Source organism: Bacillus sp. FSL K6-1033 (assembly GCF_038630765.1).
Lineage (GTDB): Bacteria > Bacillota > Bacilli > Bacillales > Bacillaceae > Bacillus > Bacillus altitudinis.
In genome coordinates this window covers 3,647,417-3,663,476 of sequence record NZ_CP152041.1, presented here as the reverse complement: position 1 = coordinate 3,663,476, position 16,060 = coordinate 3,647,417, and the positions used below count along the sequence as shown (strand labels likewise).

At 38.1% G+C, this 16,060-nt stretch carries 14 protein-coding genes and 1 pseudogene; 12 read left to right on the top strand and 3 right to left on the bottom strand.

What is annotated here, in order from left to right; translation table 11 throughout:
• Positions 1-7: 7 nt before the first annotated feature.
• The 5 genes from MHH31_RS18760 (at position 8) to MHH31_RS18740 (ending at position 5,103) form a co-directional block, all read left to right on the top strand.
• On the top strand, positions 8-1,723 hold the full coding sequence (locus MHH31_RS18760) for an ABC transporter ATP-binding protein (protein WP_342495124.1): 1,716 nt from the start codon (positions 8-10) through the stop codon (positions 1,721-1,723).
• Positions 1,714-2,541 (top strand): energy-coupling factor transporter transmembrane component T, encoded by an 828-nt coding sequence (locus MHH31_RS18755; RefSeq protein WP_342495123.1) that lies wholly within the window; start codon positions 1,714-1,716, stop codon positions 2,539-2,541. The genes MHH31_RS18760 and MHH31_RS18755 overlap by 10 nt, the downstream gene beginning before the upstream one ends.
• A 164-nt stretch (positions 2,542-2,705) precedes the next feature.
• Positions 2,706-2,876, top strand: a complete 171-nt coding sequence (locus tag MHH31_RS18750; RefSeq protein WP_008360116.1) for a CxxH/CxxC protein — start codon at positions 2,706-2,708, stop codon at positions 2,874-2,876.
• An 80-nt stretch (positions 2,877-2,956) separates the two neighbouring features.
• Positions 2,957-3,436 carry a 23S rRNA (pseudouridine(1915)-N(3))-methyltransferase RlmH gene (rlmH, locus tag MHH31_RS18745; RefSeq protein ID WP_056766716.1) on the top strand — a complete coding sequence of 160 codons (480 nt, stop codon included), beginning with the start codon at positions 2,957-2,959 and terminating at the stop codon, positions 3,434-3,436.
• A gap of 767 nt (positions 3,437-4,203) precedes the next feature.
• The gene (locus tag MHH31_RS18740) at positions 4,204-5,103 is read left to right on the top strand and encodes a helix-turn-helix transcriptional regulator (protein WP_342495122.1); all 900 of its coding nucleotides are present in this window, start codon (positions 4,204-4,206) and stop codon (positions 5,101-5,103) included.
• A gap of 27 nt (positions 5,104-5,130) precedes the next feature.
• Here the strand turns inward: MHH31_RS18740 and MHH31_RS18735 are convergent, their stop codons facing one another.
• A complete protein-coding gene (locus MHH31_RS18735; protein ID WP_342495121.1) occupies positions 5,131-6,390 on the bottom strand; it encodes a DNA cytosine methyltransferase in 1,260 nt (419 codons plus the stop codon).
• A gap of 493 nt (positions 6,391-6,883) precedes the next feature.
• Between MHH31_RS18735 and MHH31_RS18730 the strand changes: the two genes are divergently transcribed.
• The 7 genes and pseudogenes from MHH31_RS18730 to MHH31_RS18700 all read left to right on the top strand — a co-directional run bounded on the left by MHH31_RS18730 (position 6,884) and on the right by MHH31_RS18700 (position 15,425).
• Positions 6,884-7,096, top strand: a complete 213-nt coding sequence (locus MHH31_RS18730) for a pre-toxin TG domain-containing protein (protein ID WP_342495507.1) — start codon at positions 6,884-6,886, stop codon at positions 7,094-7,096.
• A 172-nt stretch (positions 7,097-7,268) separates the two neighbouring features.
• Positions 7,269-7,397 (top strand): hypothetical protein, encoded by a 129-nt coding sequence (locus MHH31_RS18725; RefSeq protein WP_342495120.1) that lies wholly within the window; start codon positions 7,269-7,271, stop codon positions 7,395-7,397.
• Between the two features lie 1,009 nt (positions 7,398-8,406).
• Positions 8,407-10,236 carry a hypothetical protein gene (locus MHH31_RS18720; protein WP_342495119.1) on the top strand — a complete coding sequence of 610 codons (1,830 nt, stop codon included), beginning with the start codon at positions 8,407-8,409 and terminating at the stop codon, positions 10,234-10,236.
• A 59-nt stretch (positions 10,237-10,295) separates the two neighbouring features.
• Positions 10,296-11,162: pseudogene (locus MHH31_RS18715) on the top strand (MBL fold metallo-hydrolase).
• A gap of 106 nt (positions 11,163-11,268) precedes the next feature.
• The gene (locus MHH31_RS18710; RefSeq protein WP_342495118.1) at positions 11,269-13,383 is read left to right on the top strand and encodes an MMPL family transporter; all 2,115 of its coding nucleotides are present in this window, start codon (positions 11,269-11,271) and stop codon (positions 13,381-13,383) included.
• Positions 13,384-14,055 carry a response regulator transcription factor gene (locus MHH31_RS18705; protein WP_159145278.1) on the top strand — a complete coding sequence of 224 codons (672 nt, stop codon included), beginning with the start codon at positions 13,384-13,386 and terminating at the stop codon, positions 14,053-14,055.
• The gene (locus MHH31_RS18700; protein ID WP_342495117.1) at positions 14,052-15,425 is read left to right on the top strand and encodes an ATP-binding protein; all 1,374 of its coding nucleotides are present in this window, start codon (positions 14,052-14,054) and stop codon (positions 15,423-15,425) included. Before MHH31_RS18705 ends, MHH31_RS18700 begins: the two co-directional genes overlap by 4 nt.
• 54 nt (positions 15,426-15,479) lie before the next feature.
• Here MHH31_RS18700 and MHH31_RS18695 read toward each other — a convergent pair whose 3' ends face one another.
• Positions 15,480-15,722 carry a hypothetical protein gene (locus tag MHH31_RS18695; protein ID WP_039164832.1) on the bottom strand — a complete coding sequence of 81 codons (243 nt, stop codon included), beginning with the start codon at positions 15,720-15,722 and terminating at the stop codon, positions 15,480-15,482.
• Positions 15,723-15,736: 14 nt separating this feature from the next.
• Positions 15,737-15,985, bottom strand: coding sequence for a hypothetical protein (locus MHH31_RS18690; protein WP_144680285.1), 249 nt, complete (start codon positions 15,983-15,985; stop codon positions 15,737-15,739).
• Positions 15,986-16,060: the final 75 nt, after the last annotated feature.

Sequence of the window (16,060 nt, the reverse complement as noted above, 5' to 3'; positions counted from 1 at the left end):
CACATAAATGAAGAAACCGATGATTCAATTCGAACATTTCGGATTCAAGTATCGCAGTCAGGCAGAACCAACATTGAAAGATATCAACCTGACCATCTATGAAGGAGAAAAAGTCCTCATCGCAGGCCCGTCTGGATCGGGAAAAAGCACACTAGCCCATTGTATCAATGGGCTAGTTCCTGCGTCTTATAAAGGTTCTATGGAAGGAAGTCTTCACATCGGCGGGAAAAATGCAGAGAAAGAGAACATTTTCTCTCTTTCACAGCTCGTCGGAACGGTACTGCAAGATCCTGATGGACAATTTATCGGGCTGACCGTTGGAGAAGATATCGCGTTCACACTAGAAAATGATCAAGTCACACGCGAAGAAATGAAAACACGTGTCGAGAAAGCGGCAAAATTAACAGAGGTAGACGGCAAACTGGCATCATCCGTGCATGAGCTGTCAGGCGGTCAAAAACAACGTGTCGCTATTGCAGGCGTACTTGTCAACGATGTCGACATTTTGCTGTTTGATGAACCACTGGCAAGCCTTGATCCCGCAACAGGTAAAGAAGTGATCGATCTCATTGACCGTCTGCAAAAAGAAACGAAAAAAACGGTCGTGATGGTGGAACATCGATTGGAAGACGTCCTCTTCCGCCATGTCGACCGCATCATCGTTGTCAATGACGGCACGATTGCAGCGGATATGACACCAGATGAATTGCTCGCCTCAAATGTATTAGAAGCGGCATATTTACGTGAGCCTTTATATGTGAGAGCGATGAAATATGCAGGCATTCCGATTGCAGCAGGAGATCAGATCGCTAATTTACAGCATCTCACCTTAAATGACGAGGCAAAAGAGAAAATCGAACAATGGATGGAAGCATCTGAGCCATCAGTCGAGCAGAATGCAGCGCCGGATTTACTAGAAGTGCGTGAGCTGAGCTTTGATTATCCGACAAGACCAAACACGCTGAGCAACATCTCTTTTACCGTCAAAAAAGGAGAAATGATCAGCATCGCCGGTGCCAATGGCGCAGGCAAGACGACACTATCCAAGGTGCTCTGCGCATTTGAAAAGCCAACAAAAGGGACAATCCTTTTAAATGGCAATGACATCACAGGAGACACCATCAAACAGCGCTCCGAACGAATCGGTGTCGTCATGCAAAACCCAAATCAAATGATTTCGAAACAAATGATTTTTGATGAAGTCGCCCTCGGGCTCGTTTTAAGAGGCGTAAAGGAAGACGACATCAAGGATCGTGTAGAGCGGGTTTTAAAAGTGTGCGGGCTGTATCCATTTCGAAACTGGCCGATCTCAGCCCTCAGCTTTGGACAGAAAAAGCGTGTCACCATTGCATCCATTCTTGTGTTAGAGCCAGAAATCATCATTTTAGATGAGCCAACGGCCGGTCAAGATTTTAGACATTACACAGAGATGATGACGTTTTTAGAGCAATTAAATCAGCAGGGCGTCACGATTTTGATGATCACCCATGATATGCATTTGATGCTCGAATACACGACAAGAACCATCGTCATTTCAGATGGAGAAAAAATCGCAGATGATACACCAGCCAAAGTGCTGACAGATCAGCTGCTTGTCCAAAAGGCGAGCTTAAAGGAAACATCGCTGTATGAACTGGCGCTGAAAGCAGACTGGCCAAATCCAAATGAACTCGTGGATCGCTTCATTGAGGTTGACAGAAAGGAACGAATGACATGGCTGTAGACATGATGTCCTATATCGACCGCCCGTCACCAATTCATCGGCTGACAGGGGCAACCAAACTCATTTGCTTTATCCTCTGGTCATCCACAGCGATGCTCACATATGATACAGGCGTATTAGTGTTTATGCTAGTTGCCAGTATCGTGTTCTTTCAGCTATCAAACGTACGATTTCGTGATATCTCTTTCGTAGTGATTGTCTTGGCGATTTTTCTTGTCATCAATAACATCGCCATTTACGTCTTTGCGCCTCAGCAAGGTGTCGCCATCTATGGAGCGAAGCACGAGCTGTTTCATATTGCAGGCTGGTACAATGTCACACTTGAACAGCTTTTCTATCAATTGAACATTACACTGAAATACGTGACCGTGATGCCAGCGGCGCTTTTATTTATCGTGACAACAAATCCAAGTGAATTCGCCTCATCGCTCAGCAGAATCGGGGTCAGCTACCGGATTTCGTATGCGGTAGCGATTGCTCTGCGCTACATCCCAGATATTCAGCGTGATTTTCGAACGATTGCCATTTCTCAGCAAGCAAGAGGCATTGATTTATCGAAGAATGAAAAACTGGGAAAACGGATTAAAAATGCGCTGTCGATTGTGATGCCGCTGATTTTCTCCAGCCTAGAGCGGATTGAAACGATCAGCAATGCGATGGAATTGCGCGGGTTTGGAAAGCATAAAAAGCGTACATGGTTTACAGCGAAAGACTTTCAAAAAGCAGATTATGCGGCGTTAATCTTTGTTGGAGCGGTACTGATTGTGTCGCTAGTAATTACATTTGTTAGAGGAACGAGATTTTACAATCCGTTTTGATAGAAGGAAGCCTTCACAGGAGTGGAGGCTTTTTTATTTGGTTTGTGGATAAAAGGTGTGGAAAATGGTAAAAGACTATTAACATGTGAATAAATCGGTTATATTGAACATTGAGCGAAATACTTGTGAATAACCAGACAATATATTGGAGGAATTAGAAACTTATGAACAAATCACTTTATGCTTGTGCAGAACATATAGAAACCGTACTAGACATGTACATAGATGATCACGAAACACCGCCAGAATTCAGAAAAATCGAACATACACACAGCTTATCCACAACCTGTGAATTGTGCGATGAACCTGCAATATATATAGTGGGGAACGAATGATCGGACACAAAATACACAAATTTTATCCACAATTGTTGATAACTTATATGAATAACTTGTTCTTAAGGTGGGGATGACCTGTGAATATATCAATTATCACAGTAGGAAAACTAAAAGAGAAATATTTAAAGCAAGGCATAGCCGAATACACAAAACGATTACAGGCATACGCAAAAATCGAGATCATTGAGCTCGCAGACGAAAAAGCACCCGAGAATCTTAGTGATCAAGACATGAAAATCATCAAAGACAAAGAAGGAGAACGCATCCTAAGCAAAATCAACCCAGACGCCCACGTCATCGCCCTCGCCATCGAAGGAAAAATGAAAACTTCCGAAGAATTAGCCGATACAATAGATAAGCTGGCAACATACGGAAAAAGTAAGGTGTGTTTTGTCATAGGTGGGTCACTTGGGTTAAGTGATGCTGTGATGCAGCGTGCGAATGAGAAGCTGTCGTTTTCGAGGATGACGTTTCCGCATCAGTTGATGAGGTTGGTGTTGGTGGAGCAGGTTTATCGGGCGTTTCGGATTGTTCGGGGGGAGCCTTATCATAAGTAGATGAGGTTTTTGTAGAAAAGTTTTAAAAAGCCATGCCCTCAATACTTTAGGAGCATGGCTGCTTACTACATATTTTCTTTTAACAGAAACTCTATGTCTTCAATTATCTGTTTCTCTTCTGATATGAATAAGGTCTCAACCTTAAGTAATAAAATACTCTGGTAATTATTTAAATATTGTTCATTATCATGGATATTGACCATACAGGGGCTTTCTCTATCTTACCGAAGGCTAACATAGAGATAACTTTCGTATTTCTTCCTGTATCTTCACTTATTTTCCCCGAATTTTTCCGATTGAGGCTAGGGGAGTAAAATACCCCAGCAGTAATTGTGCAAACACGTTATTATCCTCTTCTAATTGAATACAACCAAAATAAAACCTAATAACTCTTATTATTTCCCTGTTATGAGTTTGTCACTTTACTTCTTTAAGAGAGGTAACTTTTGTACTGCCGACTTTTAATAACTCCTCCAATTGTAAATTTGACTTCTAAAACTATAGGATACTTTCTAGTTTTGTTTCATTTACTATATCATCTAGTGCCTCATCAGGGTGTCCTTTTTCGATAGGATTCACTACACAATCAATACTTTCAGCAATTTCTTTGCATAATAGCACTTCAATTATGGAATTAGTCGTTTTAAAATCAGTTGAATTAACAAGGGGAAATAATAGATTTTACCAGAGAGAATTAATTTAAGTTCATAATTGATTCTTTCTATATATAGTAATAGAATACTAATAGTATAAAGGGGGCAATATTTATGGTACTGGAAAGTTCAATTAGTTCTCAAATTCGTAAAAGACGTAAAGAGTTAGGGTTAAGTCAATTGGAACTAGCGTCAAAATCAGGAATTCCTCAGTCAACCATTGCTCGAATAGAGTCTGGTGAGATTTCACCAAGGGAAAATGAATTGTCAATAATTTCCAATGTGTTAAAAGCATCTTTGGTAATAGGTGAAGAAAGCTTCTCAAAAGCAGACCCTTTTGTTTATATAGTGCAGAATAAAGTTTTCCAGTTTGAAGAAGATTGTGGTTTTAATATGGGTGTCAATGAAGTAATGGAGGCGATTCACCATACAAATGCAACTATGTTAACTTTGCCATATACTGTTTTTCAAAGTATTGATTTTAAAGCTACTAGCGGAATGATAGGAGCTTTGTTTTGTAAAGGTATTGAAAATGTAACAGATGGGATAGTTAATCCTATAGAAAAGGGGCATCCTGATATCGTTCCTAAAGAAGCTGCCGGTATAAGGGATGAATCAATATTAAAACATTATCCTGTTGGTTTAGAAGTGAAATGTACTGCAGGAAACGTTAAACAAGGTAGTGATTTAGGTGCTGGAGACACAAGAATTCAACATTTAAAAGGAGTTACTTGGCAAGCGCATCATCAAGAGGTGGAGAGATTAATGGGGATAACATGGGATTTTATAGACACTGGAAGTGACGCTAATTACCCTGTAATAACTGGAGTCTTTTATGCGAATAACCTTAATGTTACGGATTGGGGAAAGATATCTGGAATTACAGGTAGAAACACTAAAGTAACAGGTATGGCGGCTTCAGGTAAAGCAAAGATGGGAAAAGGTTGGATAGCAATTCTTGATAGTGAAGAATACAAAAAAAAATATACAAGTATTTTCAAAATAAAACTGTAGGAATCCCTACAGTTTTATCATACTATCTTATACTTTTTTATTAATTTCAAGTAAATGATCTGCAACTTTCTTAGAAAAAACAGGAGAAACTGGTTCGCCTAAAATGTCTCTTAAAAGAGTTATATTTCCTATTTCTTCAATTACTTCTTTTCCTCGTAAAGTCTTCACAATGGGTCCCCATTTAAACTCTTCAGGATAAATCCCTTGAAGTAAAGCTACTTCATATATTGAAAGAACTCGATTTTGTTCAGGATGTACATTATTATCTGAGCCTGCATATGCAGACCTAGTTGTAATAGTTGGAGCAGGCTCATCAAATTTCATTCTTTTATATGCAGATATATATCCTTTAATCATTCTTAACATACCGTCTTTTTCAACAACTGGTTTAGGTAAAAGATGGGAACACTTAGGACAGTATAAATCTTCTTTACTTGCGATAAAAGAGCAAATTGGACACTTGTTATTATTAAAAGCTGTGTCCCCTTCTTTAGTATTACTAATCCAGTAATATAAATCAGGTCGAGAAACAGGTACTTGATGTAATGGATGATAATCAGAATGAGCACTTTCAGCGGACTTACTATCTAATTTAGGTAAAAAATCTATTGCTTCTCTAAGTGTAATATGTTGTTTCTCAAATAGACTAGGGTTAGATGAATGGGTTTGTTTTGGAAAAAGCAAACTTTTATCTAAATGTAGGTCTTTTCTTGAAAATAGCCCTACTAAACGTCTCCTATTTTGAGGCAATCCATAGTCGGCGAAATTTACTATTCTAAACTCACCTTTATAGCCAATGGAACTCATTTTCTGTTCAAAATAGTCAACCATCAAAATTTTTTGTTTCTTATCATTATCAATATAATAAGTGTTTAACATTCTATCTACATTTTCAAAGAAGAAGTATCGAGGTTTTAACTTCTCAACCAGTTCTATTGAATATGTGAAAAGTAAGTTCCTTTCATCAACTTTTGGTCTTTTTCCTTCTCGCATTGCTTTTAATATAGTACCTATTCCGTTTTTTGACATTCCTTGGCATGGCGGTGTGGCGGAAATGAGAAACAGTTCCTCAGAATTTTTTGTTTCTAAAAAATTTTTTGTGAAAATCTCTATTTCTTTTAGCTTATCTTTTATGTCCCCTTTAATAACATTCGCTTCTGGAAAATTCCTCTTCGCAATTTGTGCTCTATAATTCTCCAATTCATTTAAGACGATAGGTTTTAACCCAGCTTTTCTAAAACCTATGTCTCCAATACCTCCGCCAGAAAATAAACTTATATAATACATTCTTAACACTCCTAATATTTCCCCTGAAATTTCCTCATAAGAGAAAGTCAAATGTTACAACAAGTCAGTTTGAAAATCATCACATGATTCCCTAATCAATCAATTATACAAGAAAACTATCATATTAAACAGAATAAGCATCATTTTAAAAATCACCTCTAATAGATAAAAATAGGTACTTAAAAATTTTTCAAGACATTGATGATCTCATTTCTTTAGAGTTATTTGATAGCCAAATCTTTGATGATAAAGTCGCAGATGCCGAAGAAGGTCGGAAGAAAATGGTTAAAGGCTTAATAGAGCTTGATTAAAATTTAAAAGATGAAGATGCTTTGTCAGAGACAGAGCAGCAGGCTATAATGGCATTGTACGCAGAAATGATGAATGCGACAAATGACGGAAAATCCATTTTGCCTATGAATTTTGATAAGAAGGAGTATCAAAATAGCGAAATCTACTAGGCAAAAAGCGATATTGAGAAGCAAACTTCTGAATATCTGAAAATCAAAAAAGATCAAGAAGAAGCTCGCAAGATAGAAAGCAACAAGAAGTACTCGCCAACTGTCCTTGGTATGAAAAAGCACTTGATTATGGCGGGAACGATGCAAAACGTGCTATAACGGGTGTTGATCCGATCACAGATGAAGAACTCACCGCAGGCCGGATGGACGGCCCGTATTTTCAAAGGCAGAAAAGCCGTCTATAAAACGACTCAAGCCACGTCCGCCGCAGTAAGAGCAGTCGATATTTACCAGACATCGCAAAAGTCCTTTGATGCCTTAATATAAGGCCTCACCGCCACCAGTTGCTTCAGCGAAGCGATTACAGGTCGAGATATGTTTGGGAATAAGATCTCTAAAGAACAGCAGGAATCGAGTATGAATGCAGCGGATGGAATGCTTTTATCAATTGGGGCGAAAGGGTTAAAAGAATGGAGCGTGGCGTCGGACGCTTTAATCCTTATTATGAAAACAGGCATGGGACAGGCTACAAAAAGGAATTTATAATAAGAATGATATTGCACTATTAAATCATGAAATATTTGAATCAAAGTTTGAGGGAATTTTTTAAAATGATTAAAGGACACATAATAAGACAGTAGAATCTGGTCGTCAATTGGTATCCATTAAAGTAGGAATAAAGAGGCTTCATACGTCTTATTACTAAAAGAATTTTAAAAGTAAAGGTGCAGTCATATATAGATTTGGTCCAAATGAAAATAGTATGGGGAAAATTGAATTTAATAAATTGACGAGAAAAGTTTCAGAAATAGAATCTATACTTGGTTAGAATAATCCCGCTGCTCAAAGGTTAGCAGTTTGTCTAATCAGAGAGAGGAGTATCTCCAGATAGAACTGCTTTTGAGTCATAAAAAAGGTTCAACCACAATTTTATTTAATTCAGAAATAGGAAGATGAGATACATGAGTGTAAAAAATAGCTTTTAGAGTATATTTTATTAATTTTATAATATAATAAAACTAACTTCCTCCAATATAGGATGTATAAAGATAGTAGTAATTTATTAGATTATTTATCAAGCCCCTAACAGTTAATTTGGAAAATAAGTCCTTATTATTGATCTGATTTGGGGCAGTAGTTATCAAGATATACCGATAGTGAATTGTAAGTACTGAAGGAGGAATATATGTGGCTACAACAATAGAAGTGAATAAAAAGATTAGAGTTTTCAATGAAAGGCAATCAATCTCATACTCTAACTGAATAGTCATTAGAATAAGAAGTTAGGAATGAGTAAATAAAAGAAGATGCTGTGTATTTCTCCCTGATGAATTTTTTTAATAAACTGCATAAAAGAGAATCGAATGGTTTAATTGAGATTTGCAATAGCCCTAGGGATAATAAAAATTTGTACTGAACTTTATAGGTTTAGTGTCCGCCAAAGTTATATAGTAGAAGGGTATGGAGAGTTATTTATTCCTCCATACCCTATTATTTAGAATTTAGGCATTCATCACGCAGATTAGCATAGATAAATAGAAAAAAGGAGACTTTCATGAGCTTCAAAGCTGACTTTAAACATGAAATACGTAACGTAATAAAAGACGTAGAAAAAGAAATAACTAAAACATGGAAAATTGAATATAAAGGGCATTCTATAGAAATTACAAACCAAATAAAAGAAGAGCAACTGATCATTGATGGTATGACAATTGATAAAAAGCAAAGAAAAAGTGTATTGACTCATATAATTCCATATTCAAAATTGTCAGGGATATTGGAGCTTCAAGATGGTACGCAACACAAAGTGTCCGTTAAACTTGGTGGGTATGTACGATTTCGTTGTATGGTGAAGGTAGATCGTGAAACGGTTTTAGATGATTCAATGAAGATAGAATTTCTACCATGGGATCATAAAGAGAAAATCGTTCCCTTTATTCAACAACAAATTCAATCACATCATAAAATAGTAGACGACCGTTTACCCGATGAAGATTATTTATTTGACGAAAATGAACCACGATTGGCTCCCGGTTTATCTGATTATTATGTAGATGAACGACCTGCCCCTTTTTATGTGAAGAAGCTATTGAAGCTTTTTGAAATACAACTGAATCATCCTACAAACGAAACTAGAAAAAAAACATATGAAAAAATCATTTCTAACAATATGGCGAGTCGCAACAGTGAGCTAATTGAACGATTTCAGCAAACACAATGGGATGAATCCCGTGTACAGCAAGAAGCGTTATGGCTTCTTGAACATGCGGCACATCGGGAGGTCGTCAAATTTGCAGTCATGATACTGGGATGTACGAACTGTGAAAAATACAAAGAGCTTTTATTCACAATAGGTATGCATGAAGAATTTACTTCTTATGTCGTGTTTGCATTGAAGAATGGCACAATTCAAGGAAACGAACATGTTTGGCGTCTTGCAAAGTCCGTCGATGGATGGGGAAAGATTTCGGCTGTTGAGCAATTGGAAGCCTCGACACCAGAAATAAAACGATGGCTACTAACAAAGGGCTGCGAAAATACAATCATGAATGAATACTTAGCTTATACTTGTGCTCTTAATGGTGATCTGGAAACAGCTTTATCAGAAGATGAAATTTCCAAAGAATTATACGATGGAGCGAGTCTCATCATTCAAGCATTATTAGAAGATGAGGTTTCTATCTACGGAATCGATGAGTATTCAAATGCAAGCTCAGTTCTCTGCCGATTTATTCACCATGCTCATAAGCACTGCCAAACAATTGAGGACTTTTATCCAATATTGAAAATAAATGAGTTTTTAAATGATGAACAAGAGATTTGGGAAGACCGATTGAATGCTTCATGGAAACAGGACGATTATAAGGCTATCCAGGAAGCTGTTCAACCGTTTATCAATGACAGTAGATGGCCAAAGCTTGCAACCGATTCGTTACAACAGGGTTTTAGCTCCCAAGCACTTGAAATCGCTCTCTTTTATCGTTTAGATGTGATTGATCATCTATTTGCTTTACTTGAGAAAGATCCGACAAATAGTGAAATATACTTTGCTGTGATGGACACAAATCATCACCAGCATATTAGAGAGCTTTGTACATTTGCAGAAACACATTTATCGTTATCAAACCTCTCAGATGATGAAGTGGCTTGTCTACAATATATTGTGCAAGATTTATATGAACACGACGGTGTAGGATTACCATTGATTCAAGCTGCACTTAGATCAAATGATGGAAATTTACAGTATCATGCTTTAAGTGTATTAAAGGAATGGCCTCCTTCGTATGCGCAGCAAGCGGCCACAAGGGAATTGATTGAACATATTGCCGTGAAGACAAAGGATAAAGAAGATCGAAAGTTAGCCAAATACTTATTAAAGAAATAGGATTCGGTTTACCTTCGCACTACGAAAATAAAATCTGAATATTAGAAAGCAGGCACACCATGCACACAATCAAAAAAATAGGCAAAACCTTCTCCTACATCACACCAGTATCACTCACCGACCGCCCTATCCTAGGCATGGTCGTAGGCAATAACAAAACATTAATGATCGATGCTGGTAACTCGGAAGATCATGCGAACTATTTCATCCAAAAGACCTTAAAACAAGAGAACGCCACGCCGGATATGGTTGTCCTTACGCATTGGCATTGGGATCATATTTTTGGTCTACCGGCGCTGCCTCATGCGGTTTCAATTGCTTCTGCAAAAACCAGAAAGGAAATGGAGAAGCTTCTTCCGTTTTCTTGGTTAGATGAGGCGATTGATGAGCGGGTGAGGGAAGGAACGGAGATTGAATTTTGCGCGAAGGCGATAAAAGAAGAATATAAGAATCATCGAGAGATTCAGGTCGTTTTACCGGATGTGACGTTTGATCGTCGGATGGAGATTGATCTTGGCGGGGGCACTTGTGTTGTGCAGCATGTTGGGGGCGATCATGCTGCAGATTCAGTGATTGTGTATGTGAAAGAGGAAAAAATCCTGTTTCTTGGTGATTGCATTTATCCGAAAATGTATGCAGAAAAAGTACATTATACGGTAAAAGAAATTTTGCGTCTTATAGATGAATTAGATGCTTTTGATGCGGAGACGTATATTCCATCGCACCAAAGACCGTGGACAAAAGAGGAGTTTCGTCAGGAAAGAGACAAGCTTTGGATGATGGCGAATTACACTGATCTTTATGGGGGAGATTAGGAGAGAATCAAGAGTGAATATCAAACACATGTGAACAGAGAACTAAAAGAAGATGAGTTAGAGACGATCGCTTATTTTGTAAATGGTTATGAAGGATTAGCAGAGGGATAAACCTCTGCTTTTTTTATTTTCATGGCTCGTCCTTTTCCCTGAGTTTATATCAAGTTTATATACAGGCGATATACTCGAACCGGTGAGAAAAGGAGGAGAACCATCAATGAAAGGATTCAGATCATTTATTGATAAAATGTCTACAAAAAAAGGGGCTTGGCTGACTGTTATCATTTGGCTTGTTTTCATGATCGGGTTGAGTGCTGGGCCTAAATTGGGCGATCATAAAGTGAGCAATTTTCAATCTTTACCTAGTGATGCTCAGTCCATCGTGACACAAAAGAAGTTAGATCAGTATTTCCCAAATGATAAAGGGACTCCGGGATTATATGTGTTCCATAACCCTAATGGAAAGCTGGTTATTCAAGATGTAAAAACGATCATTCAAGGAATCAAAGAGGCAAAGATTGAGGGAATTGAAGAAATTGTCGATGTGTCCGCATTGCCTCCTCAAGCGTTATCCGCTTTTTTATCAGAAGATGAAACGACCATGATTGTGCCAATGAATTTGAAAGCGGGATTAGGCAATGCTGATTATGCAAAGATTAATGATGAGACAACGGATGTCGGTACAAACATAGCGAAAGGGCTAGATACTGATTTTTATATTACGGGTCCAGCAGGTATAGCGGGGGATACGGTGAAGCTGTTTGAATCTGCCGACTTGAAACTGCTATTAGCTACTGTTGCAATCATTTTGGTTTTATTGATCGTCATTTACCGTTCTCCGTTATTAGCGATCATTCCATTGTTCGCAACGGTCATTGTCTATCAAGTGGTGAATCAAGTTGTGGCTTTACTTGGCGTGGGTGGACTTGAAATCAATAACTCAACCACCTCGATTATGAGCATTTTGTTATTTGCTGCTGTGATTGATTATTCATTGTTTGTTTTCTCTCGTTATCGTGAGGAGTTACAACATCATGAAAATCAATTTGAAGCGATGAAAGTAGCGATGCGTTCAACAGCCAAACCGGTCTTATTTGCTGGCGGTACAGTATTTGCGGCTATGATCATTTTATTTGTGGCGGATTTCCGTGATTATCAAAACTTTGCGCCAATCTTTGGTGCTGCGATGGTGGTCATTATGTTGGCTTCTGTCACACTGATTCCAGCCTTGTTTGCATTATTTGGCCGCAAAGCATTTTGGCCGAAAGTACCGACATATGGTGAAGCAAAAGAAGCAAAACATGGCATTTGGGGACCTCTTGCCAAATTCGTGGTTCGAAAACCAGGATCAATTGGTGGTGCGGTCTTACTGTTTTTACTTGTGACAGGTGCGAATATTTTTAATTTACATTATGAATTTAACTCGGTAAAAAATTTCCCGAAGGATTTACCTTCTCGTGTTGCATTTGAAATCGTTGAGGAAAAATTTAATAAAGGTGATCTAGCCCAGACAACAGTACTTGTGACTGGTCAAAAGCTAACTCAGGAACATTTACAAGAAATCTCCGCCCAATTCTCAGAAAATGAAGAGATAGGATCGGCTCGTCCTTCGGGGGTAACCAAAGATGGAGAGCATGGCAAAATGACGATATCATTAAAAGTGAATCCATACAGTATAGAGGCTATTGAATTTTTAGGAGATTTCCGTACAAATCAAGCCACCTATCGATTATCAGATGGTCAAAAGGTTCAGTTATCTTTTGCTGGCACAACAGCTAAATTAGTGGATGAGCGACAAGTGAATCAATCCGATATTAAAAAGATCGTATTACTGGAAACATTACTCATTCTGATCTTGTTACTCGTTTTGACACGTTCCATGAAAATGTCGATTTATATGATGGCGACGATTTTAATCTCATTTGTGTCTGCATTAGGCTTAGGTATTTTCTTAGTCGATGTGTTATTTGGATATGATGCGATTTCAACTCGCGCCCCTGTGTATGCCTTTATCTTTCTCGTGGCATTAGGAATTGATTATAACATCATCCTTGTGAGCCGTTTCTTAGAAGAACGCCAAACGTTACACGTCAAAGCTGCATTAGAAGTAGCGATACGAAATACAGGCGGGGTGATTTCTTCAGCGGGGATCACTCTTGCTGCAACATTTGCCGCATTAATGACCATGCCGATTACGGATTTATTTATCTTTGGATTTATTGTCGCTATTGGGATTATCATCGATACATTTTTCGTGCGAGGAATGTTGCTGCCGGCACTCATATTATTCTTTGAAAAAGACAAAGCTAAGGAAATAAAGGAGGAAGGATAATTGCATGTATTGGTTGTGGATGATGATGAAGCCATTTTGCAATTAGTGTCCATCCATTTAGAGCAGGCGGGGTACCAAGTGACAAAAGCAAGCAATGCTGAGGCAGCGCTTGCTTTTTTGCAACAACAGTCATTTGATCTCATGATTATTGATGTGATGATGCCTGGGATGGATGGCTTTCAGCTGGCGAACATTGTGACGAAACAATATGAACTGCCTGTCATTATGCTGACAGCGAAAGGGCAGATTGAAGATAAGCAACAAGGATTTGAACAAGGGATTGATGATTATATCGTCAAACCATTTGAAACGAAAGAACTGCTATTTCGTGTAAATGCGATTTTACGACGATATCGTAAATCTATAGAAGCTATAACGACTGCGGGAAATGTTCAAATTGATACGAACCGTTGGGAATTAACGATTGCGAATCAGCAATATATCTGGCCCATGCGGGAATTAGAAATTCTGTATTATCTGCTGCAGCGGGCAAACCGCAATGTAAGCCGCTGGGATTTAATTGATGACATTTGGGGGGATACGTTAGATCAACCCGAATTCACATTAAACACGCATATTAACCGCATACGAGAACGTTTAAAAAGGGCGGAAGCGACGGTTGAAATTGTCACAATACGTGGTTTCGGCTATCAACTTGAGGTAAAAGAATGAAACTACAACAACGTTTTATGCTATATACGTGTTTGATTGTTTTGATTAGTATCTTCATTGGATTTATTTGTTCTAACTTGATTTACAATCATGTTGTCAAAGAGCAAATGAATGATCGATATTTAGCCATTGCCGAGCAGTTATCTAAACAAATCAAAGAACATGAAATTACCTTGCGGGCCTCTTCTGATTTTTTGCAAACCATGAGCGATCTAGGGTACCAAATCGCTTTGGTTAAAGAAGATGGGGAGATGAAGATGTTTGGCGAACCATTTAAAACGAAAAAATGGAATGGCCAAATGCATGCCTTATTTGAAGGCGGTAAAGCGTACAACGGGATCAAATCCTTTAAAAATTCATACTTAATCATGAGTCATTTCGCAAATGATATACAAAATACAGTGGGGACGAAAATAGAAATTGACGGGGAAGAATGGGGCTTATTTTTACGCCCGAATAATATCAGTTTCTTTACAGAGTTCCATCTGATTATTTTTGGATTTATCTTCGCCGTTTTTGTGAGCAGTATCATTGGCATTTTATTCATGTCTCGAAAGGTCACCCAATCTCTTTCAGAATTGACGAGTGCGACGCAAGAGATGGCAAACCATAATTTTCAGTATCCATTAATGATCAATCGAAAAGATGAAATTGGTCAGCTTTCTGATCGTTTTCGGATGATGCAGCAGAAATTAGAGAATACCGATCAAGCAAGGAAGAAATTTGTGAATAACGTCTCGCACGATTTTCAGTCACCACTATTAAATATACGAGGGTATTCTGAATTACTAAATGAGGAGATTTCATCAAGCGAAGGGAAAAAATACAACCACATTATTCAAACAGAAGCAAAGCGATTATCTAACTTAACGAAACAACTTCTCATTTTAACCTCTATTGATCAAGGGACATATCCAACGAATAAACAAATCGTCAGGGTGGATGAGCAGCTTCATCAAGTGGTCCATTCGATGCTATGGCGGATAGAAGAGAAAGGTCTAGAAATTAAGTTGGATCTACAGCCTGTTTCGGTATATGCGGATCGGACTTTGTTGATCAATGTTTGGGAGAATTTAATTGGCAATGCCATTAAGTACAACAAAGAGTTTGGGGAAATCAGTATTCATTGTAATGAAAATGAATCGAAAGCGGTTGTGACGATTAGAGATACGGGGATTGGCATAGAACAACACACATTAGAAAAAATATTTGAACGCTTTTACCGGGTAGATCAGGCACGAAATAAAGAGGGAATGGGTCTTGGATTATCCATCGTGCAAGAAGTCCTGTCGTACCACAATGCTTCTATTGAAGTAAAAAGCAATGAAAAAGAAGGAACGACCTTTACGACGGTTTTTCCAAAGAAATAGTATTTGAGAAAAGTCTCGTTTGCGTGTGTCAAATGAGACTTTTCTTTTTAATGTTTATGGTAAACCTACAAAGTCTTCTGCATCACGAACTGTCATAGACATCTGTTTTGCATTTACAATAATGACACAATCCCATGTCGGCTTTATTTGCAGTTCGTCACTCTCATCAATACGGATCATTCCTTTAAATTCAACCGTTTGTTCTAGAAAAACCATTTTCTTTTCTGTATCATCTTTGACTGCTGTTAAATGGTCAGGATAGTGAATCGTCCAATCATAAAAAGCGGTTTTCTTCATAGTTCCTCCTATTTTCATTCGTACACATCTCCGAATACTTCTTTTGTTTGCCGGATTGTCAGTGATTTATTGGTTGGATCAATTGAAATGACACAATCCCAAGTAGGTTTGATTTGTAGCTCGTTGTTGTCATCCATCCAGATGATGCTATTTAGTTCAACAGATGGCTCTAAAATGACCATTTTCTTTTCATAATGATCGGTAATCGCTGTTAAGTCCGCTTGTAAATGGATGGTCCAGTCAAAAAAAGTGATTTTTTTCATTGTTTCTCCCCTCATCATCGCTTATATTTCCATTATAACTTGAGTGTTTCCTGATACAATTTTTTATCAAGTCTT

Excerpts from the sequence above, each read along its gene's own strand:
- MHH31_RS18760 (WP_342495124.1), top strand. The coding sequence starts at position 8 with ATGAAGAAACCGATGATTCAATTCGAACATTTCGGATTCAAGTATCGC.
- MHH31_RS18755 (WP_342495123.1), top strand. The coding sequence starts at position 1,714 with ATGGCTGTAGACATGATGTCCTATATCGACCGCCCGTCACCAATTCAT.
- MHH31_RS18750 (WP_008360116.1), top strand. The coding sequence starts at position 2,706 with ATGAACAAATCACTTTATGCTTGTGCAGAACATATAGAAACCGTACTA.
- MHH31_RS18740 (WP_342495122.1), top strand. The coding sequence starts at position 4,204 with ATGGTACTGGAAAGTTCAATTAGTTCTCAAATTCGTAAAAGACGTAAA.
- MHH31_RS18735 (WP_342495121.1), bottom strand. The coding sequence starts at position 6,390 with ATGTATTATATAAGTTTATTTTCTGGCGGAGGTATTGGAGACATAGGT.
- MHH31_RS18725 (WP_342495120.1), top strand. The coding sequence starts at position 7,269 with ATGAATGCAGCGGATGGAATGCTTTTATCAATTGGGGCGAAAGGGTTA.
- MHH31_RS18720 (WP_342495119.1), top strand. The coding sequence starts at position 8,407 with ATGAGCTTCAAAGCTGACTTTAAACATGAAATACGTAACGTAATAAAA.
- MHH31_RS18710 (WP_342495118.1), top strand. The coding sequence starts at position 11,269 with ATGAAAGGATTCAGATCATTTATTGATAAAATGTCTACAAAAAAAGGG.
- MHH31_RS18700 (WP_342495117.1), top strand. The coding sequence starts at position 14,052 with ATGAAACTACAACAACGTTTTATGCTATATACGTGTTTGATTGTTTTG.
- MHH31_RS18695 (WP_039164832.1), bottom strand. The coding sequence starts at position 15,722 with ATGAAGAAAACCGCTTTTTATGATTGGACGATTCACTATCCTGACCAT.
- MHH31_RS18690 (WP_144680285.1), bottom strand. The coding sequence starts at position 15,985 with ATGAAAAAAATCACTTTTTTTGACTGGACCATCCATTTACAAGCGGAC.